The sequence below is a fragment of the Arthrobacter rhamnosi genome (genome assembly GCF_054510975.1).
Window position 1 is genome coordinate 142,313 of record NZ_JBTNDN010000005.1, and the last position, 19,462, is coordinate 161,774.

Here is a 19,462-nt window from a genome sequence, read left to right on the forward strand (position 1 = left end):
CCGAGTGAAATCGGGAGGCAAAACGGCACGCACCTCTAGCTCAATTGGCAGAGCAATTGACTCTTAATCAATGGGTTCCGGGTTCAAGTCCCGGGGGGTGCACAACAGAACCCCGTGTTCCAGGTCTCGCCGCCTGGGATGCGGGGTTTTGTCTTGCCCTGATACCGGCTTCCTCCAGCTCGTTCGGTCCGCCACTACACTGAGCGTGGCAGAGCAGCGTCGGAGACCGGAAGGGGCTGAAAGTGACAACACTGGTACCGGCACTCGTCGCCGTGCTCGGGGTGGTGCTCATGATCGCGCAGATCTCTGCGGACAGCGAACCCGGCGCCATCCCACTGGCGCTGATCCTGACGGGTGTCACCTGGCTCGTGGTGGCACGGGCCCGGAAGCGGCGGCACACCACGTAGCCGCGTCAGCGCTCCCGCCGGCCGGTCCCGGCGGTATCTGCCCTGGCAACGCCGGTGACGTCCTCCCCCGGGAACGCCGCCATGCCGCGCCCGGACAGTCAAGGCCCCACCCCTGCCCCGGACCGCATTGCACCGGCTTTCCGAATTCCTGCACGATGACTGGTATCCCACTCCCGGAGGACCACCATGTTCAGGAACGCGGCGGATGAACCGCCCATCATCGACTTCCACCCGTGGCCGCGCCCGGTCCCGGCACACTACCTCTCGGTCCTGCAGGCCAGTGTCCTGCTCGGCCTCGTGACGATCCTGCTGCTGACGGTGCTCCCCTTCCTCTCGTTCCTCCATCTCCTCGTCAGCGCGCTGGTCCTCGTGACGCTCGTGCGGCGCACCCGGAGGCGGCACCCCGGGCGCGAGGACGCGAAGGACTGACCGGTCCCCCGCGGCTACCGGCCGCTTCGCTCCGCCCGGGCCTACGATGGACCCGTGAACGAGATCCTGTCCTTCGCAGGGAACTACTGGTGGCTGGTCTTCCCGCTGTCGGGTGTGTTCGCGGTGTGGGGGCGGCAGTGGTCGGAGGCGGGCGAACGGCGCCACCAGCGCAGGATGGAGATCTACCGCCTCAAGCACCCCGGTGTCCTCCACGGCGCGCACACCTCCGAACAGCTCCCGCAGCAGGCACCCCGGCTGGAGCGGGATGTCCGGCACGTCGAGCGCATGCACGACGAGGTCGACAGGAAGTGGCTGTCCTACGAGCTCGACGCGGCGAAGCTGATCGACTACCCCACGATGACCGACGTGCGGGAGCCGCTCACCGTCGCCTTCCTCAGGGCCAAGCGTGAAGCGGACTCGCTGCGGCCGGAGGAACCCTCGGGTGTGTCCGCGGAGGACCTCGCCGCCTACCGGTCCGCCGTCACCTCGTACGACGTCGCTTTCCAGGTGGCGGAGACCGAGGCCCGACGCGTTCGAGCCAGCGGGTTCAGCGCGGAGGAGCGGCAGCGGCTCTCGACCGCCCGCAAGCTCGTCACGGTGGTCGTGGACGACGCGGCGACGGCAGCGGAACGGCAGACGGCCTACCGCCGGGCCCGCCGCGAACTGGACGGGCTGATCGTCCTGCCGGATGCCACCATCACGTCGCTGGAGGAGAAGGTCGCCGGGGAGATCGGCCCGCGTTCCGAGCCCTCCCCGTCCTGATACCGCGCTTCCCTTCCCTGCGCGCCGCGGCTGAACAATAATCGCCTACATACGGACGGCGTGGCGTGAGCCACCGGCAGAAGGCGGACACCATGGCGGCGACGATCAATTCCTATCTCAGCTTCCGCGACACGGCGGCGCAGGCGATGGACTTCTACCGGTCCGTGTTCGGCGGCGAACTCCAGCGCAGTACGTTCGCGGAGTTCCAGGTGAGCGAGGACCCGGCAGAGCAGGACAAGATCATGCATTCCATGCTGACCACGCCGTCGGGGCAGGTCCTGATGGCGGCCGACACGCCCAACAGCATGGAATACACCGCCCCGGCCGGGCATGCACTCTCGGTCAGCGGCGACGACGAGGCGGAGCTCCGCGGGTACTGGGACGCCCTGGCCGGCAGCGGCAGCGAGATCGTGCCCCTCGCGCAGTCACCCTGGGGCGACAGCTTCGGCATGTGCATCGACCGCTTCGGCGTCACCTGGATGGTGAACATCGCCGGGGCCCCCGCGGCCGGACAGGAGACCCCTGCAGCCGCCGCTGCGGCACCTGCAGGCGCCCCTGCGGACACGTCCGGCGACGCCACCGGCGTCTGAAGGCCCGGCGGCCCGTGTCGTCCGCCCCGCCCGGCGTCAGGCGCGTGCACCCGCTTCGAAGGTCAGCGTCGGCTCGTCCGGCGTGGAGAGCGTGAGTACGGCCTCCTCGATGCGCTCGTGATCCTCGATGTCCCGCTCGACGGCGCGGAGGGCGATGGCGACGTCGTGCTCCCGCCGGTCCCCCACCAGGTCCACCGCCGCCACCAGGTACAGGCGCTCGGGACCCACGTACTCGAGGTGCAGGTACGTCACGCGCTCGATGCTGTCGTGTGCTCCCAGCCGTCGGGCGACCGATTCGAGCAGGGCCGGGGACACCGCCTGGCCGACGAGGAAACGCCGGTTTCGGTCGATCAGGATCACGGCGATCACCCCGAGCAGCACGCCCACCAGGATCGAGCCGACCGCGTCGGGGACGGGAGAGCCGGTCAGCTGGTGCAGCAGGATCCCGAGGAACGCGAGGACGAGGCCGATCAGCGCGGCGGAGTCCTCCGCGAACACCGCGCGCAGCGTGGGATTCGACGTCGTCGACACGCTCTGCAGCGTGGTGGTGCCCCTTTCACGGCCGGCCTTCCGCGCCTGCCGGAAGGCCTGGGCGAAGGAGATCCCCTCGAGGACGAACGCGACCGCGAGGACCGCGTAGGCGATGCTGAAATCCCCGCCGGGTTCGGGTTCGAGCAGTTGCTGGACACCGTGCCAGATCGAGACCACGGCTCCCGCGGTGAACAGCCCGAAGGCCGCGAACATGGACCAGACGTACGCCTCGCGCCCGTAGCCCATCGGGTGCGCCCGGTCCCTGCGGCGCCGCGACTTGCGCTCGGCGATGAGCAGGAAGATCTGGTTGCCGGTGTCCGCCCACGAGTGGGCCGCCTCCGCTGTCATCGAGGCCGAGCCCGTGATGAACGCGGCAACCGTCTTGGCGCCTGCGACCAGGAAGTTGGCCACGAAGGCGATGATGACGGTCAGCACTCCCTCGCCGCCCGGTGGACGGTCCCGTTGCGCTCCGTCGCCCCGCCCGTCGCCGTCCGACCGGGCCCGGTCCTCCGCCTGCGATACCTGGTTCTTCATGCCGTCCTTCCGGAACGCCTCCGCGGGCGGCGGCATTGGCGGTTGTCACCGCCCGCCGCCACCCGCTACCTGCTACTTCGACGCTTCCTTGTTCACGTCCGTCGGCGAGTCGAACTCGCGGTCGGGAAGGTTGTTGAGCGTCTCGAGGACGGTGTCGTCGGCGCCCTTGTCCTGGGCGTGCTTGACGAGGTCCTCCTTGGAGGCCGGGTAGTTCATACCGCCCAGTGCTTTCTGGATGTCGATCGGACTCGGATCTGCCATGACTGCTCCTTCGTGTCGGTTCTCTTGCACGGTGCTCCGGGGACGGGCACCGTCACTGGCCCAGGATCACGTGGGCAGCGTCTATTGCGCGGTCGACCACCGTGGTGGGCGCCTCGAGATGTACGGCTCCGGAGGGGATGATGCCCGCCCCGCCGTGGCGTTCCATGACGCGCCACTGGGCGGCGACGTCCTCGCCGGCGTGCTCGGGCGGGAGCTCGTCCCAGAAGTCGAACCCGCCGCACTCCACGAGCGCCTCGCGGTCGAACAGCACGCATCCGCCCACCCAGGCGACGCGATACAGCCGCCAGCCCCCGGGCGGGATCGCCAGTTCGGCCGCGGCATGGGCGAGGTTCGCCGCGTTGTGGAGCGGCCAGCGGGCGAAGCCCTCCGACCCGGGGCGGATCCGCTCCGGCGTCACCTCGTCGTCCGGCCACAGCGCGAGCTCCGCCCGCTCGTGCGGCCTGCGGTCCTCGAGGTAGGACAGGCCCTGGACGGCGGATCCGATGAATCCGCACCGGGCCGCCCGGATCGCCCTCGTCATGCGGTCCACCGAACCGGGTTCCAGCCAGACGTCGTTGTCGACGAACAGGACGAGCGGGGCGCTCGCCAGTCCCAGCAGGTAGCTGCGGTGTTCCGCCAGCCCCCGGCGCGGCAGGTGGCGTTCGAGCCGCACCGGGCGGCCCTGGGCTTCGAGGACCCGCACCATCGCGCGGACGGCGGGGTGCTCGTAGGACGCCTCGGCCCCCTCGGTCTGGTCGCTCACGATCACCCGGAACGGCACGCCGTCCTGGGCCGCGAGCCCGGAGAGCGTCACGGCGAGTTCGGCGGGGCGGCCGAAGGACGGGATCAGCACATCGACGGCGGGCTCGTCCCCGGACGTGTCCAGGGCCCACTCCCCCGACCAGCGGCGGGTCACGGCAGGTCCCCTGCCAGCGGGCTCGAGCGGATCCGGCGCACCACGGCCGCGGTCGAGTGTTCCGGGACGTAGTCGAGGATGCTGACCCGGCCGCCGCAGGCCTCGACGGCGGGAGCCTCCTCGAGCATCTGCGTGGTGTAGTCACCGCCCTTGGCATACACATCGGGCTTCAGCAGTTCGATCAGCGGGACGAGTGTGTCGGAGCCGAAGACGGTGACGTAGTCGACGCAGCTGAGCGAGGCGATGACGCCCGCGCGGTCCGCGATCGGATTGATGGGACGGTCGGGGCCCTTCAGCCTCCGCACGCCGTCGTCGTCGTTCAGGGCCACCACGAGGACGTCGCCGAGCTGCTTCGCCTGGTTGAGGTAGCGGGTGTGACCGCGGTGCAGCACGTCGAAGCAGCCGTTGGTCAGGACGATGCGGCGTCCCGCCGCGCGGTCGTCCGCCACCTTCCGGAGCAGTTCCGCCGTCGACAGCGCGGTGTCCGCGAACTGCTGCAGGTGGCCCGTCAGGTCCGCCGTCGTGCAGACGGAGGTGCCCGGCCGATGGACGACGACGTCGGCCGCCGCCTGGGCGAGGTCGAGGCTCGTCGTGAGCGGCAGGCCCGCTGCGCGCGCGGCCGTGAGGCTCGCGACGAAGGTGTCGCCCGCACCGGAGGCCTGCTTCTCGGTGGCGGGCTTTGCCCACGTGCGGTGCTCCTCGCCGTCCTGGCTGAGCAGCACGGTGCCGTCGCGGTCGAGGGTCACGACGACGGCGGCCGCGTTCGTGGCCGCCAGGAGCTCGCTCCGCCGTTCGGTCACCGTCGCGGCGCGGTCCGACCGCGGGTCGAGGCGCATCGCGAGGACCTGGGCGGCCTCCTGCGCGTTGGGGGTGACGATGTCGGGGCCCAGCGCGGACCAGGCCGCGGTGTCGTGGGCGTCGACGACAACGAGCGTCTCCGGGCCGACCGCCGAGGCGCGCACCAGGGCGGCCCGGACCTCGTCCCCGAGGGCACCCGAGCCGTAGTCGCAGACGACGATGGCGTCGGCGCCCGCGACGGCATGGGGGATTCGAGCGGCGAGCGCGGTGACGGCCTCCGGGGGGAGCTGGTCGTGCGTGTCGTCGAGCCGGAGCATGACCTGGTCGCCACCGAGGATCCGGTACTTCGTGGTGGTGCCCACGCGGTCGTCCTGCACGAGGTCCGTCGTGTCCACCCCGGCGTCCTCGAGGATCGCGTGCAGGCGGCGACCGGCGTCGTCCGTCCCGATGAGTCCGCACATCCGCACCCGCGCGCCGAGGGCGGCGAGGTTCATGGCCGTGTTCGCCGCACCACCGGCGGCGTAGTCGCGCCGGGTGATGTCGACGACGGGCGCCGGAGCCTCGCGGCAGAAGCGCTCGATGGTACCGCTCCACCATCCGTCGAGCATGGCGTCGCCTACCACCGTGATGCGGGGTGCGCGGTCGGCGATGGCGGCCGGGACCCAGGCTGCGAGCCCACGGACCTCGGAGAGGTCCCCCGCACCGTCCGGCGTCGTGCTCCCGGCGGAGTCCTGCAGTGCGTCGTCCATCAGGCACCCTCCGGCGGTGCGCTGATGTGGACGACCTTCACCAGGGCGAACTCGTCGAGCAGTTCGGGTCCGTAGCCGAAGCCGGCCCCGCTGATGCCGCGGGGCTGGGCGGAGCCGCCCGGGGCGCCGCCGAAGACCGCGTTCACCTTGACGGTGCCGACGGCCAGTCCGGCGATGGCACGCTGGGCGTGCGCGATGCTGCCGGTGAGGACGGATGCGGCCAGGCCGTAGGGGCCGGCGGCAGCGAGGCGGAGGCCCTCGTCGAAGCTGTCGACCACGGTCACGGGCGCAACGGGCCCGAACGTCTCCTCCGTCATGATCGTCATGGCCTCCGTGCAGCCCGCCAGGACCGTGGCCGGGTACCGGGCTCCGGGGCCCTCGGGCACGCTGCCGCCCTCGAGGGGGTCGGCGCCGAGCTGGACGGCCTCACGGACCTGAGCGTCGACGGCGTCCCGCATGCGGCGGTCCACCAGCGGGGGGAACGTCCCGCTCGCGTTCCGGCTGCGCGCCTCCTCGGTGAGAGCGGCCAGGAACGGTTCGGCGATGGCCCGGTGGACGTAGATACGCTCCACCGACGTGCAGATCTGGCCTGCATTGGCGAAGGCACCGAGGGCCGCCTGGCCTGCTGCCCACACGGGGTCGACGCCGGCGTCGATGATCAGGGGGTCGTTCCCGCCGTTCTCGCGGAGCACGTGCGCGCCGGTGAGGGACGCGGCGCGTGCGATCCGGGCCCCGGTGGCGCTCGAACCGACGTGGGCGAAGACGTCGACGCCGGCCTCCATCGTGAGCATCTGGCCCACCCCGGCACCACCGGTGAGCGTGGTGAGGACGCCGTCCGGGAAGGCCGGCTGCAGCAGCCGTCCGAGCAGTTCGCCCACGTGCGGGCACCGTTCGCTCGGCTTGTGGATGACGGCGTTGCCCGTGACGAGGGCTGCACCGATGAGTCCGGCGGCGACGGCCACGGGGTCGTTCCAGGGGGTCAGGAGCACGGCCACTCCCCGCGGCTCGGCCACGGTGTAGTCGGTGGCGGTGACCGCTCCCCGCAGGCTGAGTCCACGGTGGACGGGGCCGAGTTCCGCGTACTGCTCCAGCGTGGAGATCCCGGCTTCGATGCCGCCGAGCGCGTCCTCGAGGGGCTTGCCGGTCTCCCGCGTGTTGAGTTCGGCGAGTTCGCGGGCACCGGCGCGGAGCGCACCCGCGGCCCGCCGGAGCGCGGCGCCCCGGTCCGCGGGGCTCGTGGCCGCCCACTCGGGCTGCACCGCCCGTGCCAGTGAGACCGCGAGTGCCACCTGTTCGCGGGCAGCGCCGGGAAGGGTCCCGACCTCGCTGCCGTCCCGGGGGTCGGAGATGGTGATCGACTCGTCCTCCTGCACATCAAGCGGGGAGTGTGCCTGGGAGTTGATGGACATTGCTCTCCTTGATGTCGTGGACCGCCGCGGCATGGTTCCACCGCACGGCTAGTGGTCCCGTACCCACCTGCCGTGCGTTCACACACGCCACCGGCCGATTTCTGCACCCGCATCCATCAGCACGCTTAGCATAATGTGGCAGGAGGAGGCGTGGCCGCCTCACCGCTTTTGTAGAAGGCATGGACAGCAGCAGCCCTGTCGGTGAAGGGGCACACCAGGAACACCAGCACATCAGGCACAGGAACGGGGACATACGTGACACAGCAGGACACGACGGCGGACTTCGGCGGGCGGCAGGACACGGCGCGGGCCGTCGGGCCCGTGCTCGCCCCGTTCACGGACATCCGGCGGATCGCCGTCCTGCGGGGCGGCGGACTCGGCGACCTCATGTTCGCCATGCCGGCCATCGCGGCCCTCAAGAACCGGTACCGGGATGCCGAGATCACTCTCCTCGGCATGCCCGGCCACGCCGCCCTGCTCGAGGGCAGGCCGGGGCCCGTGTCCGCCGTCCTGCAACTTCCGTCCTCTCCCGGTGTACGGCCGGGCGATGAGGACCCCGATGCCGTCGACCGGTTCTTCGACGGGATCCGCGGGTCCTTCGATCTCGCCGTCCAGCTCCATGGTGGTGGGCGCAACTCGAATCCCTTCCTGCTGCGCCTGGAAGCCCGGCACACGATCGGGACACGCACGCCCGACGCCGCGGAACTCGAACGGACCATCCCGTACGTGTATTACCAGCACGAGGTGTTCCGCGCCCTCGAGGTGGTGGGCCTGGCCGGCGCGACACCCGTCGACCTGGAGCCGCGGGTCCAGGTCCTGCCGGAGGAGGCCGAACGCGCGGCCGCACTGACCGGGGGCGGCGCCGTGATAGCGCTCCACCCCGGAGCCACGGACCCGCGCCGGAGGTGGCCGTCGTCGTCCTTCGCGGAGGTCGCCGTGAGGGCAGCGGCGGATGATTGCGAGGTGCTGGTGGTCGGGGATGCCACGGATGTCCCGACGGCGGAGGAGATCGTGCGCCTGGCGCTCGATCGCGACCCGACGGCGAACGTCCGTTCCCTGGCCGGGCAGCTGACGCTCGGCGAGCTGACGGGGGTGCTCGACCGCAGCGCGGTCATGGTCGGCAATGACAGCGGGCCGCGGCACCTGGCCCAGGCGGTCGGCACGCCGACCGTCGGCGTCTACTGGATCGGCAACGTGATCAATGCGGGAGCGATGGGACGATCGCTCCACCGCGTGCATTTCTCCTGGGTGGCCTCGTGCCCCGTGTGCGGGGTGGACGTCCGGCAGGTGGGCTGGACCGCCGAACGGTGCGAGCACGATGACTCGCTCGTTGCGGCCGTCCAGCCCGACGCCGTCTACGCGGACGTGGCGGAACTCAGGGCCACGAGCCTTCTTCTGCGTGGGCGATGACCATTTCGCGGATCTCGCAGCTCTTGGGCTGCGACAGCGCGAAGAGGATCGCCTCGGCGACGCGCTCCGGGTCGTTCAGCCGTGAATCGTCCTGCGGCTTGTACTGCTCGTCGCGGTCGTCGAAGAAGCGGGTCTTCATGCCGCCGGGGATGATCGTCGTGACGCCGATCTGGCCGGCGGTCTCCGCGGCCAGTGCCTGGGAGAACCCCATGACGCCGAACTTGGAGGCGCAGTAGGCCGTCGCGTCGCCGACGGCCTTGATGCCCAGCGTCGAGGCGATCGTGACCACACGGCCGTGGGTCTTCTTGAGGTACGGCAGGGCGGCGCGGGCGGTCGACGCGGTCCCCATGAGGTTCACCCCGATCACCTTCTCCCACTGCTCGGCAGGCACCGTGTCGAGGGCGCCGCACCGGTCGATGCCGGCCGCGGTGACGACGGCGTCCAGGCCGTCCATCATCTCCGCGGCCTCCTGGACTGCCGCCTCGACCTCCTCACGATCCGCCACGTCGACCTCGAAGGCCTTGACGCCCGTCACGCGGCTGATGTCGCGGTCGAGCACCACCGGGGTGCCTCCCGCGGCGATGACGCCCTGCACGATGGCAGCGCCGAGGCCCGAGCCTCCGCCGGTCACCAGGACCCGCCCGGGGTTGGAGCTCCCGGTTCCTGCGGCGGTTCCTGCGGTGGTTGATGCATTCTCAGTCATGCTGTTCCTTTCGTTGCGTGCACCCGGTCGACGACATGGACCGGGCGCGGATCTGCAGCCCGTCAGCCGACGCGGGCGAGCGCGGCTGCAAGTTTCGTGGTGGAGCGGGCCGGGATGTAGGGGACGGTGACCGTCCTGCCGCCCCAGCTGCTGACGAGGGCGGCCTCGGGCAGGTCCTCCGCGGCGTAGTCGCCGCCCTTGACCCAGATGTCGGGCTGCAGGCGCGAGATGGCGTTCTCGGGGGTGGACTCGCTGAAGATGAGCACCGCGTCGACGCATTCGAGGGCGGACAGCAGCTCGGCGCGGTCCTCCTGCCGGATGATCGGCCGGTCCTCGCCCTTCAGCCCGCGCACCGACTCGTCCGAGTTGAGGCAGACGATGAGGCAGTCGCCGAGGCGCCGGGCGGCAGCGAGCGTGCGGGCGTGGCCCGCGTGCAGGAGGTCGAAGCACCCGCCGGTCGCCACCACCGTCCCTCCTGATTCCCGTGTCCGGCGGACGACGTTGAGGGCGTCGAGGCCGTCGACGGGCAGCTGCTCGGGCGTCTCGTCCCGGCTCCTGCCCATGGCGCCCACGCCTCCGGACGCCAGGAAGTGCGCGGCGGCCTCGGTCGCCTGCTGCGCCGCGGCGTCGATCGGAGCTCCCTGCGCCAGTCCGACGGCGAGCGCGGAGGCGAAGCGGTCACCGGCCCCGCAGGGGTCGGAGGCACTCACGCGTGGCGCCGGTACCACCTGGGGCAGGAGGCCGGCTGCGGCGACGAGCGCCCCGTGCTCCCCCATCGTGACGAGGACGGCCTTGCTCTGCCAGGTGCCGATCAGCACCTCTGCAGCCGCGGCGGCCGCGGAGGTCCCCGAACCCTGGACGTCCGCGAAGCGGAGGGCCTCGCCGATGTTCGGGGTCACGGCAGCGACACCCGGGACGGGCTGCGCTCCGGCGGGATGGGGGTCCCAGACCACGGGGATGGAGGCGGAGAGCGCCTCGAGGCGGGCACGCAGGTCCTCGTTCGCGAGCAGCCCGCGGCCGTAGTCAGCGGCGATGATCGCGTCGGCTCCCTCAAGTGCCGAGAGCATGTCCGCTGCGCAGCCCGGGACGGGCGGCTTCGCGCACCCCTCGTCGAAGCGCACCACGGGCTGCCCGGAGGCGCGCACGCGCGTCTTCACGGGGGTGGGCGCGCCCGAGGGGCCGGCGACGACGGTGATCCCGTCGAGTTCGGCGCGCAGCAGCCCGGCGGCGTCGTCCTCACCGAGGACGGTGACCAGGACGGCGTCGTGCCCGTCGGCCTGCAGCATGCGGGCCACCAGGCCCGCTCCGCCCGCGCGGCGCTGGACCGCGTCGACGTCGACGACGGGCACGGGGGCGTCGGGCGAGAGCCGCCCGGCGCCACCGGACAGGTCCGTGTCCAGCAGTACGTCTCCGACCACCACGATCCTCATCGCTGCTCCTCCCGCCGGCGGCGCACCTCGGCGTCGAAGGCACGGCAGATGGCGTGGAGGGCGATCAGGTGGCCCTCCTGGGCATTGGCGGACTGCGCGTCGACCGCCACGTAGTCGTCCACGCACTCGGTCAGCGGATTGGGACCCACACCGGTGAGCGCCCAGGTGGTGATACCGGCCGCACGTGCGGCCTCCACCGCATGGAGCAGATTGGGGCTCTTGCCGCTCGTGCTCAGGAGCATGAGGATGTCCCCCGGACGGCCGTGGGCGCTCACCTGGCGGGCGAACATCCGGTCGAAGCCGTAGTCGTTGGCGATCGCCGTCACCGCGGAGCTCTCCGCGTGGAGCGAGATCGCGGAGAACGGCTCGCGTTCGCCGTCGAACCGGCCCACGAGCTCGGCGGTCAGGTGCTGCGCCTCGGCGGCCGAGCCGCCGTTGCCCGCTGCGAGGAGGCGCTGGCCGGCCAGGAGGCGGTCCGCCATCTCCACGCCCCAGGCCGCCAGGGTGGCGGTGCTGCCGAGGAGGGACTCGACCGCCGGTGCGACAGCGCGCAGGTGCTCACGGACGATCCGGTGCGAATCGGCCCGCACCTGGTCGGCCCTGGTGTCCGGGCCGCCCGGATCGAGGGCCGTAACTGCCGGTGCGATCGTCGGTGTCGCGGCCGGTGCCGCGGTGCGCGTATCCGGGAATACGTCGGAGAAATGCGTGGTCACAGTGCCCTGCCTCCCGTGCTTTCGAGTCGACGCGCGGCACTGCGCCGCGCTGTTGCCGGTTGTGCGGGCGCTGCCGCGCCCAGTGCCGTCTGGTAGGCCTTCTCGGTGTCGGCCGCGATGCGGCTCCAGGAGTAGCGGGCCCTGACGCGGCGGTAGCCGTTGTCGCCGAGTTCGCGAGCCCACTCGGGATCGGCGACGATATCGGCGATGGCCGCCGCGATGGCCGCCGGGTCCTGCGGGGGGACGTGGAGCCCGGTCTTGCCGTCCACCACCGTGTCCACGAGCCCGCCGACGGCCGCGGCGATCACGGGCACCCCGCAGGCCATCGCCTCGAGGGGGACGATGCCGAACGGCTCGTACCAGGGCGCGCAGACGACGGCGTCGGCGCTCCGAAGGACCGCGGGCATCTCGGCACGTGACATCTGGCCGCGGAGGATAACCCTGTCACCGATGCCGAGGTCGACCGCCAGTGCGCGGAGCCGCTGCGCCTCGGGATCGTCCTCGAGCCCGGTGGAGTTGCCCGCGCCGCCCACGATGACGAGTTCGACGTCGTCGCGCCCCATGTCGGCGAGCTCGCGCAGGGCGCGGATCGCGAGGTCCATGCCCTTGCGGGGCACGAGGCGGCCCACGCTCACGATCCGGTGGGCGCGTCCGCGCTCCTCCACCGGGCCGCGCGGCGTGAACAGGTCGAGGTCCACGCCGCAGGGGGCGATCGACACCCGGCTGCCCGGGACGCCCATGGCCTTGAGCTCGAAGACCTCGTCCGAGCAGGTCGCGACGATGCGGTCGGCGCTCCGGCCCACCATGGTCTCGAGCATGAGGCGCTCGGACGGGCTGGTGTCCTCGCCGCCCTGGTGACGGCGCTTGACCGTTCCGAGTGCGTGGAAGGTCTGGACGACCTGCACCGGCCGCCCGGCGGTCCGTGACTGTCCGGCGGCATCGAGCGCGGCGAGTCCCGACATCCAGAAGTGCCCGTGCACGATGTCCGGCGGCTCGGTGCCCCAGTCCTCCACGATGCCGGCGGCGAGCTCGCCCATGTAGGGCAGCAGCATGTCCTTCGGGACGCTGCGCACGGGTCCCGCGGTGATGTGCACGACCTCCAGCCTCGGGTCGGTCCGCACGCGGTCGGGCAGGGCCGGGTCGTCCCGGCGCGTGTACACCGTGACCTCGTGTCCCCGGCGGGCCAGCGCGAGGGACAGTTCGGCCACATGGACGTTCTGCCCACCGGCATCCACGCCCCCCAACGCCGCGAGTGGGCTTGCATGCTCAGACACCATCGATATCCTCACTGCGCTTTCCTTTCTGTTACCGCCAGGACCGGGTGCCGCGTCGGCTCCTGCTCCAGGACGTCGTCCCAGTCGGCGAGGAACCGGGCGAGCCCGTACCGTGCGAGTGCCGCCTCCCGGGCAGCCAGTCCCCGTGTCCGGGCTTCGTCCGGGTCCTCGATCAGGCGCGCCGCCATCCGCACGAGGTCGTCGACGCTGGTCGAGACGGCTCCGGCTTCGGGGGGCACCGCGCGTGCCGCCTCCGTCGTCGCGAGCGCCAGCACGGGGAGCCCCACGTGCATGGCTTCCAGGAGGGAGAGCCCGAGGGAGGTCCAGCGCAGGGGGTGGACGTAGGCCCGGGAGCGTCCGAGCCGGGCGTGCAGTGCAGCCATGGGAAGGTCTCCGCCGATGCGCAGCTCCCCGGGGCCGAGGTCGAGCGTGTCGGCAAGCTTGTCCGTGCCCATGCCGAAGACCTCCAGCGGGGCGACGCCCGCGAACCGCGGAAGGAGGTCCGTGCCGGTGATGCGTCCGCGGCGGACGGGCTCATTGATGACGACGGCGAGCTGCTCGAGCTCCCCGGTGTAGAGGTACCCCGGGTCGACGATGCCGTGCTCGATGACCCGGGTCCTCGCGGAGCCGTTGTCCCAGAAGAGTTCGTTGAAGTGGGTGACATGGACGACGGGGATGTCGGTCTGCCCGGCGAGCGGGTGCACGGTGCCGACGATGTCGCGACGCGGGGTGTTGTGCTCGAGGAAGACGGCCGGGAGGTCCCGCCCCGGCGTGCGCCCGAGGAGCCGCTCGCACTCGGCGATCTCCTCGACCCGCTGCAGGACCACGACGTCGATGTCGGCATCCCGGAGGTCGGAGGGCGCTACCTCGATGACGGACGCCGGCCAGTCGCGGCCGGCACGGCCGAGGCCCCACGCGCCGCCGTCGGGGGTGGTCGGCAGCACATAGGTGTGTGCACCCCTCACGAAGGCGTCGGTCCACCCTCCGTGGACGTGCCATAACAGGATCCTCATCGGTTTCCCCTCGTTGTTCTGCGGCCTTCTGTTCGGCCGATACTGCGGCGCGAGCCGAGTGACGATATTCCGGAACTGAGTCGGAGGACGGCGTCGACGACGTCCTCCGGGGAGACGTCGGACAGGCACGGGTGGCCCTGGACGGGGCAGATGCGGGCCCGGCTGAGCGCACACGCTGCCTGCTGGTCCCCCAGCAGCTCGACGGGCACGCGGTAGGGGGCCCAGCGGATCGCCGGGACGACGGGCGAGAAGAGGCAGACTACGGGGGTGCCGACGGCGGCCGCCAGGTGCGCGGGACCGGTGTTCCCGGTGACGACGACGGACGCTCCGGCGAGGACGGAACCCAGCGCGGCGAGGTCGGTCCGTCCGCCGAGGTCCAGGGCCTCGGGTCCGGCGACGGTGGAGGTCAGGTCGGTCTCGTTCGGTCCGCCCGTGACGACGACGCGGAATCCGGCCGCCGTCAGGAGTTCGACGGCGGCCGCGTGGTGCAGCGGCGGCCAGGCGCGAGCGGGCACGGACGCCCCGGGATGCACGACGACGTAGGGCCCCCGTCCCACGAGGTCCGACGCATCGGTGAGGTTGGTGACCTGGAGCCTGCCGTCGTCGCCGGGCGGCAGGGCGTAGCCCGCGGCTTCCGCGATGCCCAGCGCGCGCTCGGCCTCCGGCTGGTCCTCCGGGAAATCCTCACCGGGCTTGAGCCGCACGTCCAGGAGCGAGCCCGGGTAGTCGACGGACGCACCGGCGATCCGCCGGACGCCGGCCAACCGGAGGAGCAGTGCGAGCGGCAGCGGCGACTGGTGGAACGAGGTCAGGAGAACGGCCTCGTCAACGTCCAGGGCCAGCACCGCCTCCTGCAGTTCCCCGACGAGTTCGGGAGTGGCCTCGGGCGGGGGATCCACGATCCAGGGCGCGGCCCAGGTGAGAACGTCGACGACGCCGGGCAGGAGCCGGGCGGCCGCGGCCCCCTGCGGCCCGCACAGCATGACGACGTCGTTCGGGGAGTCCCCGTGGTCCCCTGCGGCGATCGCGCGGACGGCCGGACCGGCGAGGAGCACGTCGCCGGCGCTGTCGAGCCGGGCCACGAGCACGCGCCGCCTCATGGCGTCACCCCCAGGGACTCGACGGCATGGGCGAGATCGCGGGCGACAACCGGGGCCGAGAGGATCTCCTCCTCGAGCGTGATGTCGGTCGGGACCAGCACCCCGCGGGCCCCGGCGGCCGCGGCAGCACCCATGTCCGCACCGATATCCCCCACGACGGCGACGTCGGACGGGTCGAGGCCGAGGCGCGCACTGGCGGAGAGGACCATGCCGGGACCGGGCTTGCGGCAGGCGCACCCGTCGGACGCCCCGTGCGGGCAGACCTCCCAGACGTCGAAGGGGCCCAGCAGTTCCTCCACCCGGGCGTTGACGGCATCCACCTGCTCCCGCGTGACGAAGCCCCGCGCGATGCCCGACTGGTTGGTGACGACCCCCACGGGGATGCCCCGCGAGCGCAGGCCGTCGAGGACCTCACGCGCCCCCGGCATGGGCCGTACGAGCGCTGGGTTCCCGTTGTACGGGACGTCGACCACGATGGTCCCGTCGCGGTCGAACAGGACCGCCCGGGGGGCTGTCTGGGATCGTCCGGCCGAAGTGTTCATACAGGCTTAGTTCCCGGGAAAAAGCAGTACTAAACACTTTCTGCCGAACTTCTTCTCCTGCTCCTCCTCCTGCCCCTCCTCCCGCGGCTACTTTCAAACCGCGGTCCCGGCCCCGCGCCGGCGCACGACGACGGACGCCCGCCGATCCTCTGGCAGGATAATTCGCATGACTTCCGAGGGCACCAGCGCCGCGAGCGCCCACCACGCATCCCAGGCACCGCACCGGCACCCCGCCGCCGATCCCGCTCCCCGTGCCATCCCCAGCACGACTCCTCCACCCGACGGGCGTCCCGAGATCCTGGCCCTCCGCGCCCTGAAACTCGGCGACCTGCTCGTCGCCGTACCCGCCCTCCGGGGGCTGCGCCGCGCATTCCCCGACCACCGGATCTTCTACGCCGCGCAGGAATGGCTCCGCCCCATCGTCGCCCTCACGGATGCCGTCGACGACCTGCTGCCCACGCACGGGCTCGACGACCCCCTGCCCATCGAGCACGGGCGGATCGATCTGGCCGTGAACCTCCACGGCAACGGACCGGAAAGCCGGGGACGCCTCGAGGAGATCGGCGCGAAGCGCCTGATGGGCCATCGAGCCCCGGGCTGGGACGGGCCCGCGTGGGACAACGACGCACTCGAGCGGAAGCGCTGGGCCTCGCTCGTCGGCTGGCACGGCGTCCCGGCAGATCCACTGGACTGCCGCCTCCGGGTACCCGACGGCGAGAGCCCCGCCCCCGACGCCGTCGTCGTGCATGTCGGGGCGGCGTACGGCAGCCGGCTCTGGCCGGTCGAGCGGTTCGCCGACGTGGCCCGCACCCTGGCCGCCTCAGGCCATCAGGTGGTCTTCACGGGCAGCGAGAAGGAGCGGCCGCGCGCCCTCGCCGTCGCGGACGCAGCCGGGCTTCCCGAGGACACGGTCGCCGCCGGCACGCTCCCGCTGGACCGCTTCGCCCGGCTGATCGCGGGCGCGTCCCTCGTGATCTCCGCGGACACGGGCGCCGCCCACCTCGCGTCGGCCTACGCGCGGCCGTCGGTCATCCTGTTCGGGCCCGCGCCGGTGTCGTCGTGGGGGCCGCCGCCCGGACCCCACACGGTCCTGACCGATGAGTCCCTCCGCCTCGGTGAGACCTTCTCCCCCATGCCTGACCCCGCCCTGCTGGCCGTGACGGTCGAACAGGTGCTGGCAGCCGCGGCGGACCACGGCATCTCCTAGGTCCGGTCCTCCGGGGAGGCCCGTCCGCCCGCAGTCGGGCTCCTCCCCTGGAGGTCAGGCCGGTCCGGGCCCGGTCAGGCGATCCTGCGTCCTGCCGCCCGCTGGTCCTGGGCGGCAGGAGCGCCGAGGAGCCTCTTCTGCAGCTTGACGAGGATCCGTGCGAGGGTCCTGGAGACCTGCATCTGGGACATCCCGAGCTCGTCGCCGATGCACTGCTGGGTCTGCTCCATGAAGTAGCGGCGGTAGAGGAGTTCCTTCTCGCTGCTGTCGAGTTCGTTGACGGCACTGCGCAGGGAGATCAGGTCGTCGCTGCGTTCCATGCCGTTGTAGTCGGTGGCCAGCGTGTCCGCCCAGCTGCGTCCCTCGAAGGGCGCATCGAGGGAGTCGGGCCGCAGGCTCGAATGGGACGCCTGCGCCTCGCGGATCTTCTCCTCCGGCCAGCCGAGCTCCAGCCCGAGTTCGCGGGCCGTCGCCTCACGGCCGAGCCTCTGGGCCATGGCGGGTGCGGCCCGGGCGATCTCCGTGCGCAGGTCCTGGACCTCCCGCGGCGGCCGGACCACCCAGCACGAATCCCGCAGGTACCGCTTGATCTCGCCGTTGATCGTCGGGACGGCGAAGGAGGCGAAGGGGACGCCCCGTGCCGGGTTGAAACGCTGCACGGCCTTGATGAGTCCGAGGTAGGCGACCTGTCGAATGTCGGAGGCCTCCGGCCCCGACGCCGCGAAGGACCGCGCCACCGATTCTGCGATATCCATGTGCCGCAGGGCGATGTCGTCCTGCAGTGCCGCCTTGAGGGGACGCTCGGGGTACGTGCGGCCGGCTCCCTCGCCGCCGGTGCGATCGGCGTCGTCGAGGCCGTTCGGTCCGACGTCGTCCCGGTCGTCCTGCTCGACGTCGTCGCGCTCGTCCTGTCCGGCGTCGTTCGGCTCGACGTCGTTCTGGTCGGCGACGTACCCCGCAAGGGATTCGCCGGGCACCACGGGGGCGGCCGTACTCTGCATGCTGTTCTCCATCAAGCGTCGGGCACTCACGTCTCCCAACAAAACATCAGCTTGCTTAGTACGCAACCCCTCTTCTGCTCCGGAGCTTTTTGCGTCGGGGTCTTCCCCTTTCCCTGCCGCTCCTGTACAAAGCGGCTCCCCGGTCAAGGGAGGGTCAGGACATGCAAGAGCCCCTCGCCGTAGGCAAGGGGCTTCGACCGGACGCCCACCAGCAGCGCAACGGAAAAACTAGCCGACGACGGTCGCAGCGGGTCCTGCCGCTCCCGGCTCCCCGAGGGGCAGGTCGGCATCGGCCGTGCCGGTCGCCTGCGCCGGGTTCCAGCGTGGGGCCCCGAGTTCACGGATGACCGCCTGGAGATGGCTCCGCAGTTCCTCGGAGACGAGTCCGCCGCCCGCCACCAGGGTGCGTTCGATGTCGTCCGCGGCATCGAGGACTTCCCGCCCGGCCGGCGAGATGGACACCAGGTGGGAGCGTCGGTCGAGGTCGTTGCGCACCCGTGTCACGTGCCCCCTGGACTCGAGGCGCGCGAGGGTCTTGCCCATCGTCTGCGCCTGGACCCGCACGATCTGGGCGAGGCCCGCCTGCGTCATGGCCCCCTGGTCGGCGAGGACTCCCAGCGCGATCACGCCCGCATGGGTCACGCCGATGTCCACCAACCGCTCGTTCCAGGCGTGCTCCACCAGGCGCGCGGCCGTCGTCAGCAGTCGGCCGGTGGGCCATTGCTCCAGATTGGGCATAGGACAGTGCACTTCCTCTCGCTTGCGAGACCGGCGGCCGCCGTCGGCGTCGGATCTTCCACCTATGATATCTAGGCTGACTAGTCAATTCCTCCGGTCAGCGCGAGGGGGACCCTGCCGGGAGGCGGGCTCCTCACGCCCGTCCGAATCCTCAGGAGTATCCATGTCGCAACGACTAGCCACAGGTGACAGTGCCCCCGACTTTACGCTTAACGACGCCCAGGGCAACGAGGTGACGTTGTCCTCCTTCCGGGGCAGCAACGTCGTCGTGTACTTCTACCCTGCGGCGGCAACGCCCGGATGCACCACACAGGCCTGCGACTTCCGTGACAACCTGGCCTCGCTCGGCGCCGCGGGCTACCGCGTCCTCGGGATCTCACCGGACCCGGTGGACAAGCTGGCAGCCTTCGCCGGCAACGAGTCGCTGAACTTCCCGCTCCTGTCCGACGAGGACCACGCGGTCGCGGAGACCTACGGAGCCTGGGGCGAGAAGCAGAACTACGGCAAGACCTACGAGGGGCTCATCCGCTCCACGGTCGTCGTGGACGGGAACGGGAAGGTCGCCCTCGCGCAGTACAACGTGCGGGCCACCGGGCACGTGGCGAAGCTGCGTCGCGACCTCGGGATCGACCAGTAGGGACCCACCAGTAGGGACCGACCCGTAGGGATCGGAGGCCGTGCCCCTTTGGCGCTAGAGTGAAACCCGAAGGATGCCCTCCTGCCGGGCGGCATCCGAGCGCGAGTGGCGGAATTGGCAGACGCGCTGGATTTAGGTTCCAGTGTCTTCGGACGTAGGGGTTCAAGTCCCCTCTTGCGCACCACGAAACCAGGAGCACCCGGGCCGTAAGCCCCCGGGGACCAGCCCTGCCGGGCCCGCGCCCGGCAGGGCTTTTTCATGCGCGACCCATCCAACTCTCCACGGCGGCCGAACTACCTGTGGCATCG

The 19,462-nt window shown here is 71.4% G+C and carries 21 protein-coding genes and 2 tRNA genes; 9 read left to right on the forward strand and 14 right to left on the reverse strand.

Going from position 1 to position 19,462, the window contains the following annotated elements:
• The first annotated feature begins 29 nt into the window (after nt 1-29).
• From ACX80J_RS12610 to ACX80J_RS12630, 5 genes are all read left to right on the forward strand, one after another.
• A tRNA-Lys gene (locus ACX80J_RS12610) sits at nt 30-102 on the forward strand.
• 140 nt (nt 103-242) lie between these two features.
• Nucleotides 243-407, forward strand: coding sequence for a hypothetical protein (locus tag ACX80J_RS12615; protein WP_459343441.1), 165 nt, complete (start codon nt 243-245; stop codon nt 405-407).
• A 186-nt stretch (nt 408-593) separates the two neighbouring features.
• Nucleotides 594-836, forward strand: coding sequence for a hypothetical protein (locus ACX80J_RS12620; protein WP_459348007.1), 243 nt, complete (start codon nt 594-596; stop codon nt 834-836).
• Between the two features lie 54 nt (nt 837-890).
• On the forward strand, nt 891-1,598 hold the full coding sequence (locus tag ACX80J_RS12625; RefSeq protein ID WP_459343443.1) for a hypothetical protein: 708 nt from the start codon (nt 891-893) through the stop codon (nt 1,596-1,598).
• A gap of 65 nt (nt 1,599-1,663) precedes the next feature.
• Entirely contained in the window at nt 1,664-2,188 is a 525-nt protein-coding gene (locus tag ACX80J_RS12630; RefSeq protein WP_459348008.1) for a VOC family protein, read from the forward strand.
• A gap of 36 nt (nt 2,189-2,224) precedes the next feature.
• Here ACX80J_RS12630 and ACX80J_RS12635 read toward each other — a convergent pair whose 3' ends face one another.
• The 5 genes from ACX80J_RS12635 to ACX80J_RS12655 all read right to left on the reverse strand — a co-directional run bounded on the left by ACX80J_RS12635 (nt 2,225) and on the right by ACX80J_RS12655 (nt 7,386).
• Nucleotides 2,225-3,253 (reverse strand): cation diffusion facilitator family transporter, encoded by a 1,029-nt coding sequence (locus ACX80J_RS12635; protein WP_459343445.1) that lies wholly within the window; start codon nt 3,251-3,253, stop codon nt 2,225-2,227.
• A 72-nt stretch (nt 3,254-3,325) separates the two neighbouring features.
• Entirely contained in the window at nt 3,326-3,514 is a 189-nt protein-coding gene (locus ACX80J_RS12640) for a DUF2795 domain-containing protein (RefSeq protein WP_087076149.1), read from the reverse strand.
• A gap of 52 nt (nt 3,515-3,566) precedes the next feature.
• Nucleotides 3,567-4,430, reverse strand: coding sequence for a glycosyltransferase (locus ACX80J_RS12645; RefSeq protein ID WP_459343446.1), 864 nt, complete (start codon nt 4,428-4,430; stop codon nt 3,567-3,569).
• The gene (locus ACX80J_RS12650) at nt 4,427-5,977 is read right to left on the reverse strand and encodes a PfkB family carbohydrate kinase (protein ID WP_459343447.1); all 1,551 of its coding nucleotides are present in this window, start codon (nt 5,975-5,977) and stop codon (nt 4,427-4,429) included. The genes ACX80J_RS12645 and ACX80J_RS12650 overlap by 4 nt, the downstream gene beginning before the upstream one ends.
• Nucleotides 5,977-7,386, reverse strand: coding sequence for an aldehyde dehydrogenase family protein (locus ACX80J_RS12655; protein ID WP_459348009.1), 1,410 nt, complete (start codon nt 7,384-7,386; stop codon nt 5,977-5,979). The genes ACX80J_RS12650 and ACX80J_RS12655 overlap by 1 nt, the downstream gene beginning before the upstream one ends.
• A gap of 255 nt (nt 7,387-7,641) precedes the next feature.
• Here ACX80J_RS12655 and ACX80J_RS12660 point away from each other — a divergent pair, with 255 nt between their 5' ends.
• Nucleotides 7,642-8,796: a glycosyltransferase family 9 protein gene (locus tag ACX80J_RS12660; RefSeq protein ID WP_459348010.1), complete on the forward strand. Its 1,155-nt coding sequence runs from the start codon at nt 7,642-7,644 to the stop codon at nt 8,794-8,796.
• Here the strand turns inward: ACX80J_RS12660 and ACX80J_RS12665 are convergent.
• The 7 genes from ACX80J_RS12665 to ACX80J_RS12695 all read right to left on the reverse strand — a co-directional run bounded on the left by ACX80J_RS12665 (nt 8,762) and on the right by ACX80J_RS12695 (nt 15,571).
• Nucleotides 8,762-9,499, reverse strand: a complete 738-nt coding sequence (locus ACX80J_RS12665) for an SDR family oxidoreductase (protein WP_459348011.1) — start codon at nt 9,497-9,499, stop codon at nt 8,762-8,764. The genes ACX80J_RS12660 and ACX80J_RS12665 overlap by 35 nt on opposite strands.
• Before the next feature lie 62 nt (nt 9,500-9,561).
• Entirely contained in the window at nt 9,562-10,929 is a 1,368-nt protein-coding gene (gene rfaE2, locus ACX80J_RS12670) for a D-glycero-beta-D-manno-heptose 1-phosphate adenylyltransferase (protein WP_459348012.1), read from the reverse strand.
• Nucleotides 10,926-11,642: a D-sedoheptulose-7-phosphate isomerase gene (locus ACX80J_RS12675; RefSeq protein WP_459348013.1), complete on the reverse strand. Its 717-nt coding sequence runs from the start codon at nt 11,640-11,642 to the stop codon at nt 10,926-10,928. Before ACX80J_RS12675 ends, rfaE2 begins: the two co-directional genes overlap by 4 nt.
• Nucleotides 11,639-12,931, reverse strand: coding sequence for a glycosyltransferase (locus ACX80J_RS12680; RefSeq protein WP_459348014.1), 1,293 nt, complete (start codon nt 12,929-12,931; stop codon nt 11,639-11,641). Before ACX80J_RS12680 ends, ACX80J_RS12675 begins: the two co-directional genes overlap by 4 nt.
• Nucleotides 12,928-13,929, reverse strand: coding sequence for a glycosyltransferase (locus ACX80J_RS12685; RefSeq protein WP_459348015.1), 1,002 nt, complete (start codon nt 13,927-13,929; stop codon nt 12,928-12,930). Before ACX80J_RS12685 ends, ACX80J_RS12680 begins: the two co-directional genes overlap by 4 nt.
• Nucleotides 13,926-15,029 carry a glycosyltransferase family 9 protein gene (locus tag ACX80J_RS12690; RefSeq protein ID WP_459343455.1) on the reverse strand — a complete coding sequence of 368 codons (1,104 nt, stop codon included), beginning with the start codon at nt 15,027-15,029 and terminating at the stop codon, nt 13,926-13,928. The genes ACX80J_RS12685 and ACX80J_RS12690 overlap by 4 nt, the downstream gene beginning before the upstream one ends.
• Nucleotides 15,026-15,571 carry a D-glycero-alpha-D-manno-heptose-1,7-bisphosphate 7-phosphatase gene (locus ACX80J_RS12695; RefSeq protein WP_459343456.1) on the reverse strand — a complete coding sequence of 182 codons (546 nt, stop codon included), beginning with the start codon at nt 15,569-15,571 and terminating at the stop codon, nt 15,026-15,028. The genes ACX80J_RS12690 and ACX80J_RS12695 overlap by 4 nt, the downstream gene beginning before the upstream one ends.
• A gap of 166 nt (nt 15,572-15,737) precedes the next feature.
• Between ACX80J_RS12695 and ACX80J_RS12700 the strand changes: the two genes are divergently transcribed.
• Nucleotides 15,738-16,778 carry a glycosyltransferase family 9 protein gene (locus tag ACX80J_RS12700; protein ID WP_459348016.1) on the forward strand — a complete coding sequence of 347 codons (1,041 nt, stop codon included), beginning with the start codon at nt 15,738-15,740 and terminating at the stop codon, nt 16,776-16,778.
• A 74-nt stretch (nt 16,779-16,852) separates the two neighbouring features.
• On the opposite strand, the gene ACX80J_RS12705 is transcribed toward ACX80J_RS12700, so the two are convergent.
• Together ACX80J_RS12705 and ACX80J_RS12710 are read right to left on the reverse strand one after the other, a co-directional pair.
• The gene (locus ACX80J_RS12705; protein WP_459343458.1) at nt 16,853-17,779 is read right to left on the reverse strand and encodes a sigma-70 family RNA polymerase sigma factor; all 927 of its coding nucleotides are present in this window, start codon (nt 17,777-17,779) and stop codon (nt 16,853-16,855) included.
• 228 nt (nt 17,780-18,007) lie between these two features.
• Nucleotides 18,008-18,517, reverse strand: a complete 510-nt coding sequence (locus tag ACX80J_RS12710; RefSeq protein WP_459343459.1) for a MarR family winged helix-turn-helix transcriptional regulator — start codon at nt 18,515-18,517, stop codon at nt 18,008-18,010.
• 163 nt (nt 18,518-18,680) lie between these two features.
• On the opposite strand from ACX80J_RS12710, the gene bcp reads away from it, so the two are divergent.
• On the forward strand, nt 18,681-19,154 hold the full coding sequence (gene bcp / locus ACX80J_RS12715; protein WP_459343460.1) for a thioredoxin-dependent thiol peroxidase: 474 nt from the start codon (nt 18,681-18,683) through the stop codon (nt 19,152-19,154).
• Nucleotides 19,155-19,253: 99 nt separating this feature from the next.
• Nucleotides 19,254-19,338: transfer RNA gene (locus ACX80J_RS12720), tRNA-Leu, on the forward strand.
• The last annotated feature ends 124 nt before the right edge of the window (nt 19,339-19,462 follow it).

Excerpts from the sequence above, each read along its gene's own strand:
- ACX80J_RS12620 (WP_459348007.1), top strand. The coding sequence starts at position 594 with ATGTTCAGGAACGCGGCGGATGAACCGCCCATCATCGACTTCCACCCG.
- ACX80J_RS12635 (WP_459343445.1), bottom strand. The coding sequence starts at position 3,253 with ATGAAGAACCAGGTATCGCAGGCGGAGGACCGGGCCCGGTCGGACGGC.
- ACX80J_RS12640 (WP_087076149.1), bottom strand. The coding sequence starts at position 3,514 with ATGGCAGATCCGAGTCCGATCGACATCCAGAAAGCACTGGGCGGTATG.
- ACX80J_RS12650 (WP_459343447.1), bottom strand. The coding sequence starts at position 5,977 with ATGGACGACGCACTGCAGGACTCCGCCGGGAGCACGACGCCGGACGGT.
- ACX80J_RS12655 (WP_459348009.1), bottom strand. The coding sequence starts at position 7,386 with ATGTCCATCAACTCCCAGGCACACTCCCCGCTTGATGTGCAGGAGGAC.
- ACX80J_RS12665 (WP_459348011.1), bottom strand. The coding sequence starts at position 9,499 with ATGACTGAGAATGCATCAACCACCGCAGGAACCGCCGCAGGAACCGGG.
- rfaE2 (WP_459348012.1), bottom strand. The coding sequence starts at position 10,929 with ATGAGGATCGTGGTGGTCGGAGACGTACTGCTGGACACGGACCTGTCC.
- ACX80J_RS12685 (WP_459348015.1), bottom strand. The coding sequence starts at position 13,929 with ATGAGGATCCTGTTATGGCACGTCCACGGAGGGTGGACCGACGCCTTC.
- ACX80J_RS12690 (WP_459343455.1), bottom strand. The coding sequence starts at position 15,029 with ATGAGGCGGCGCGTGCTCGTGGCCCGGCTCGACAGCGCCGGCGACGTG.
- ACX80J_RS12695 (WP_459343456.1), bottom strand. The coding sequence starts at position 15,571 with ATGAACACTTCGGCCGGACGATCCCAGACAGCCCCCCGGGCGGTCCTG.
- ACX80J_RS12700 (WP_459348016.1), top strand. The coding sequence starts at position 15,738 with ATGACTTCCGAGGGCACCAGCGCCGCGAGCGCCCACCACGCATCCCAG.
- ACX80J_RS12705 (WP_459343458.1), bottom strand. The coding sequence starts at position 17,779 with ATGCAGAGTACGGCCGCCCCCGTGGTGCCCGGCGAATCCCTTGCGGGG.
- ACX80J_RS12710 (WP_459343459.1), bottom strand. The coding sequence starts at position 18,517 with ATGCCCAATCTGGAGCAATGGCCCACCGGCCGACTGCTGACGACGGCC.
- bcp (WP_459343460.1), top strand. The coding sequence starts at position 18,681 with ATGTCGCAACGACTAGCCACAGGTGACAGTGCCCCCGACTTTACGCTT.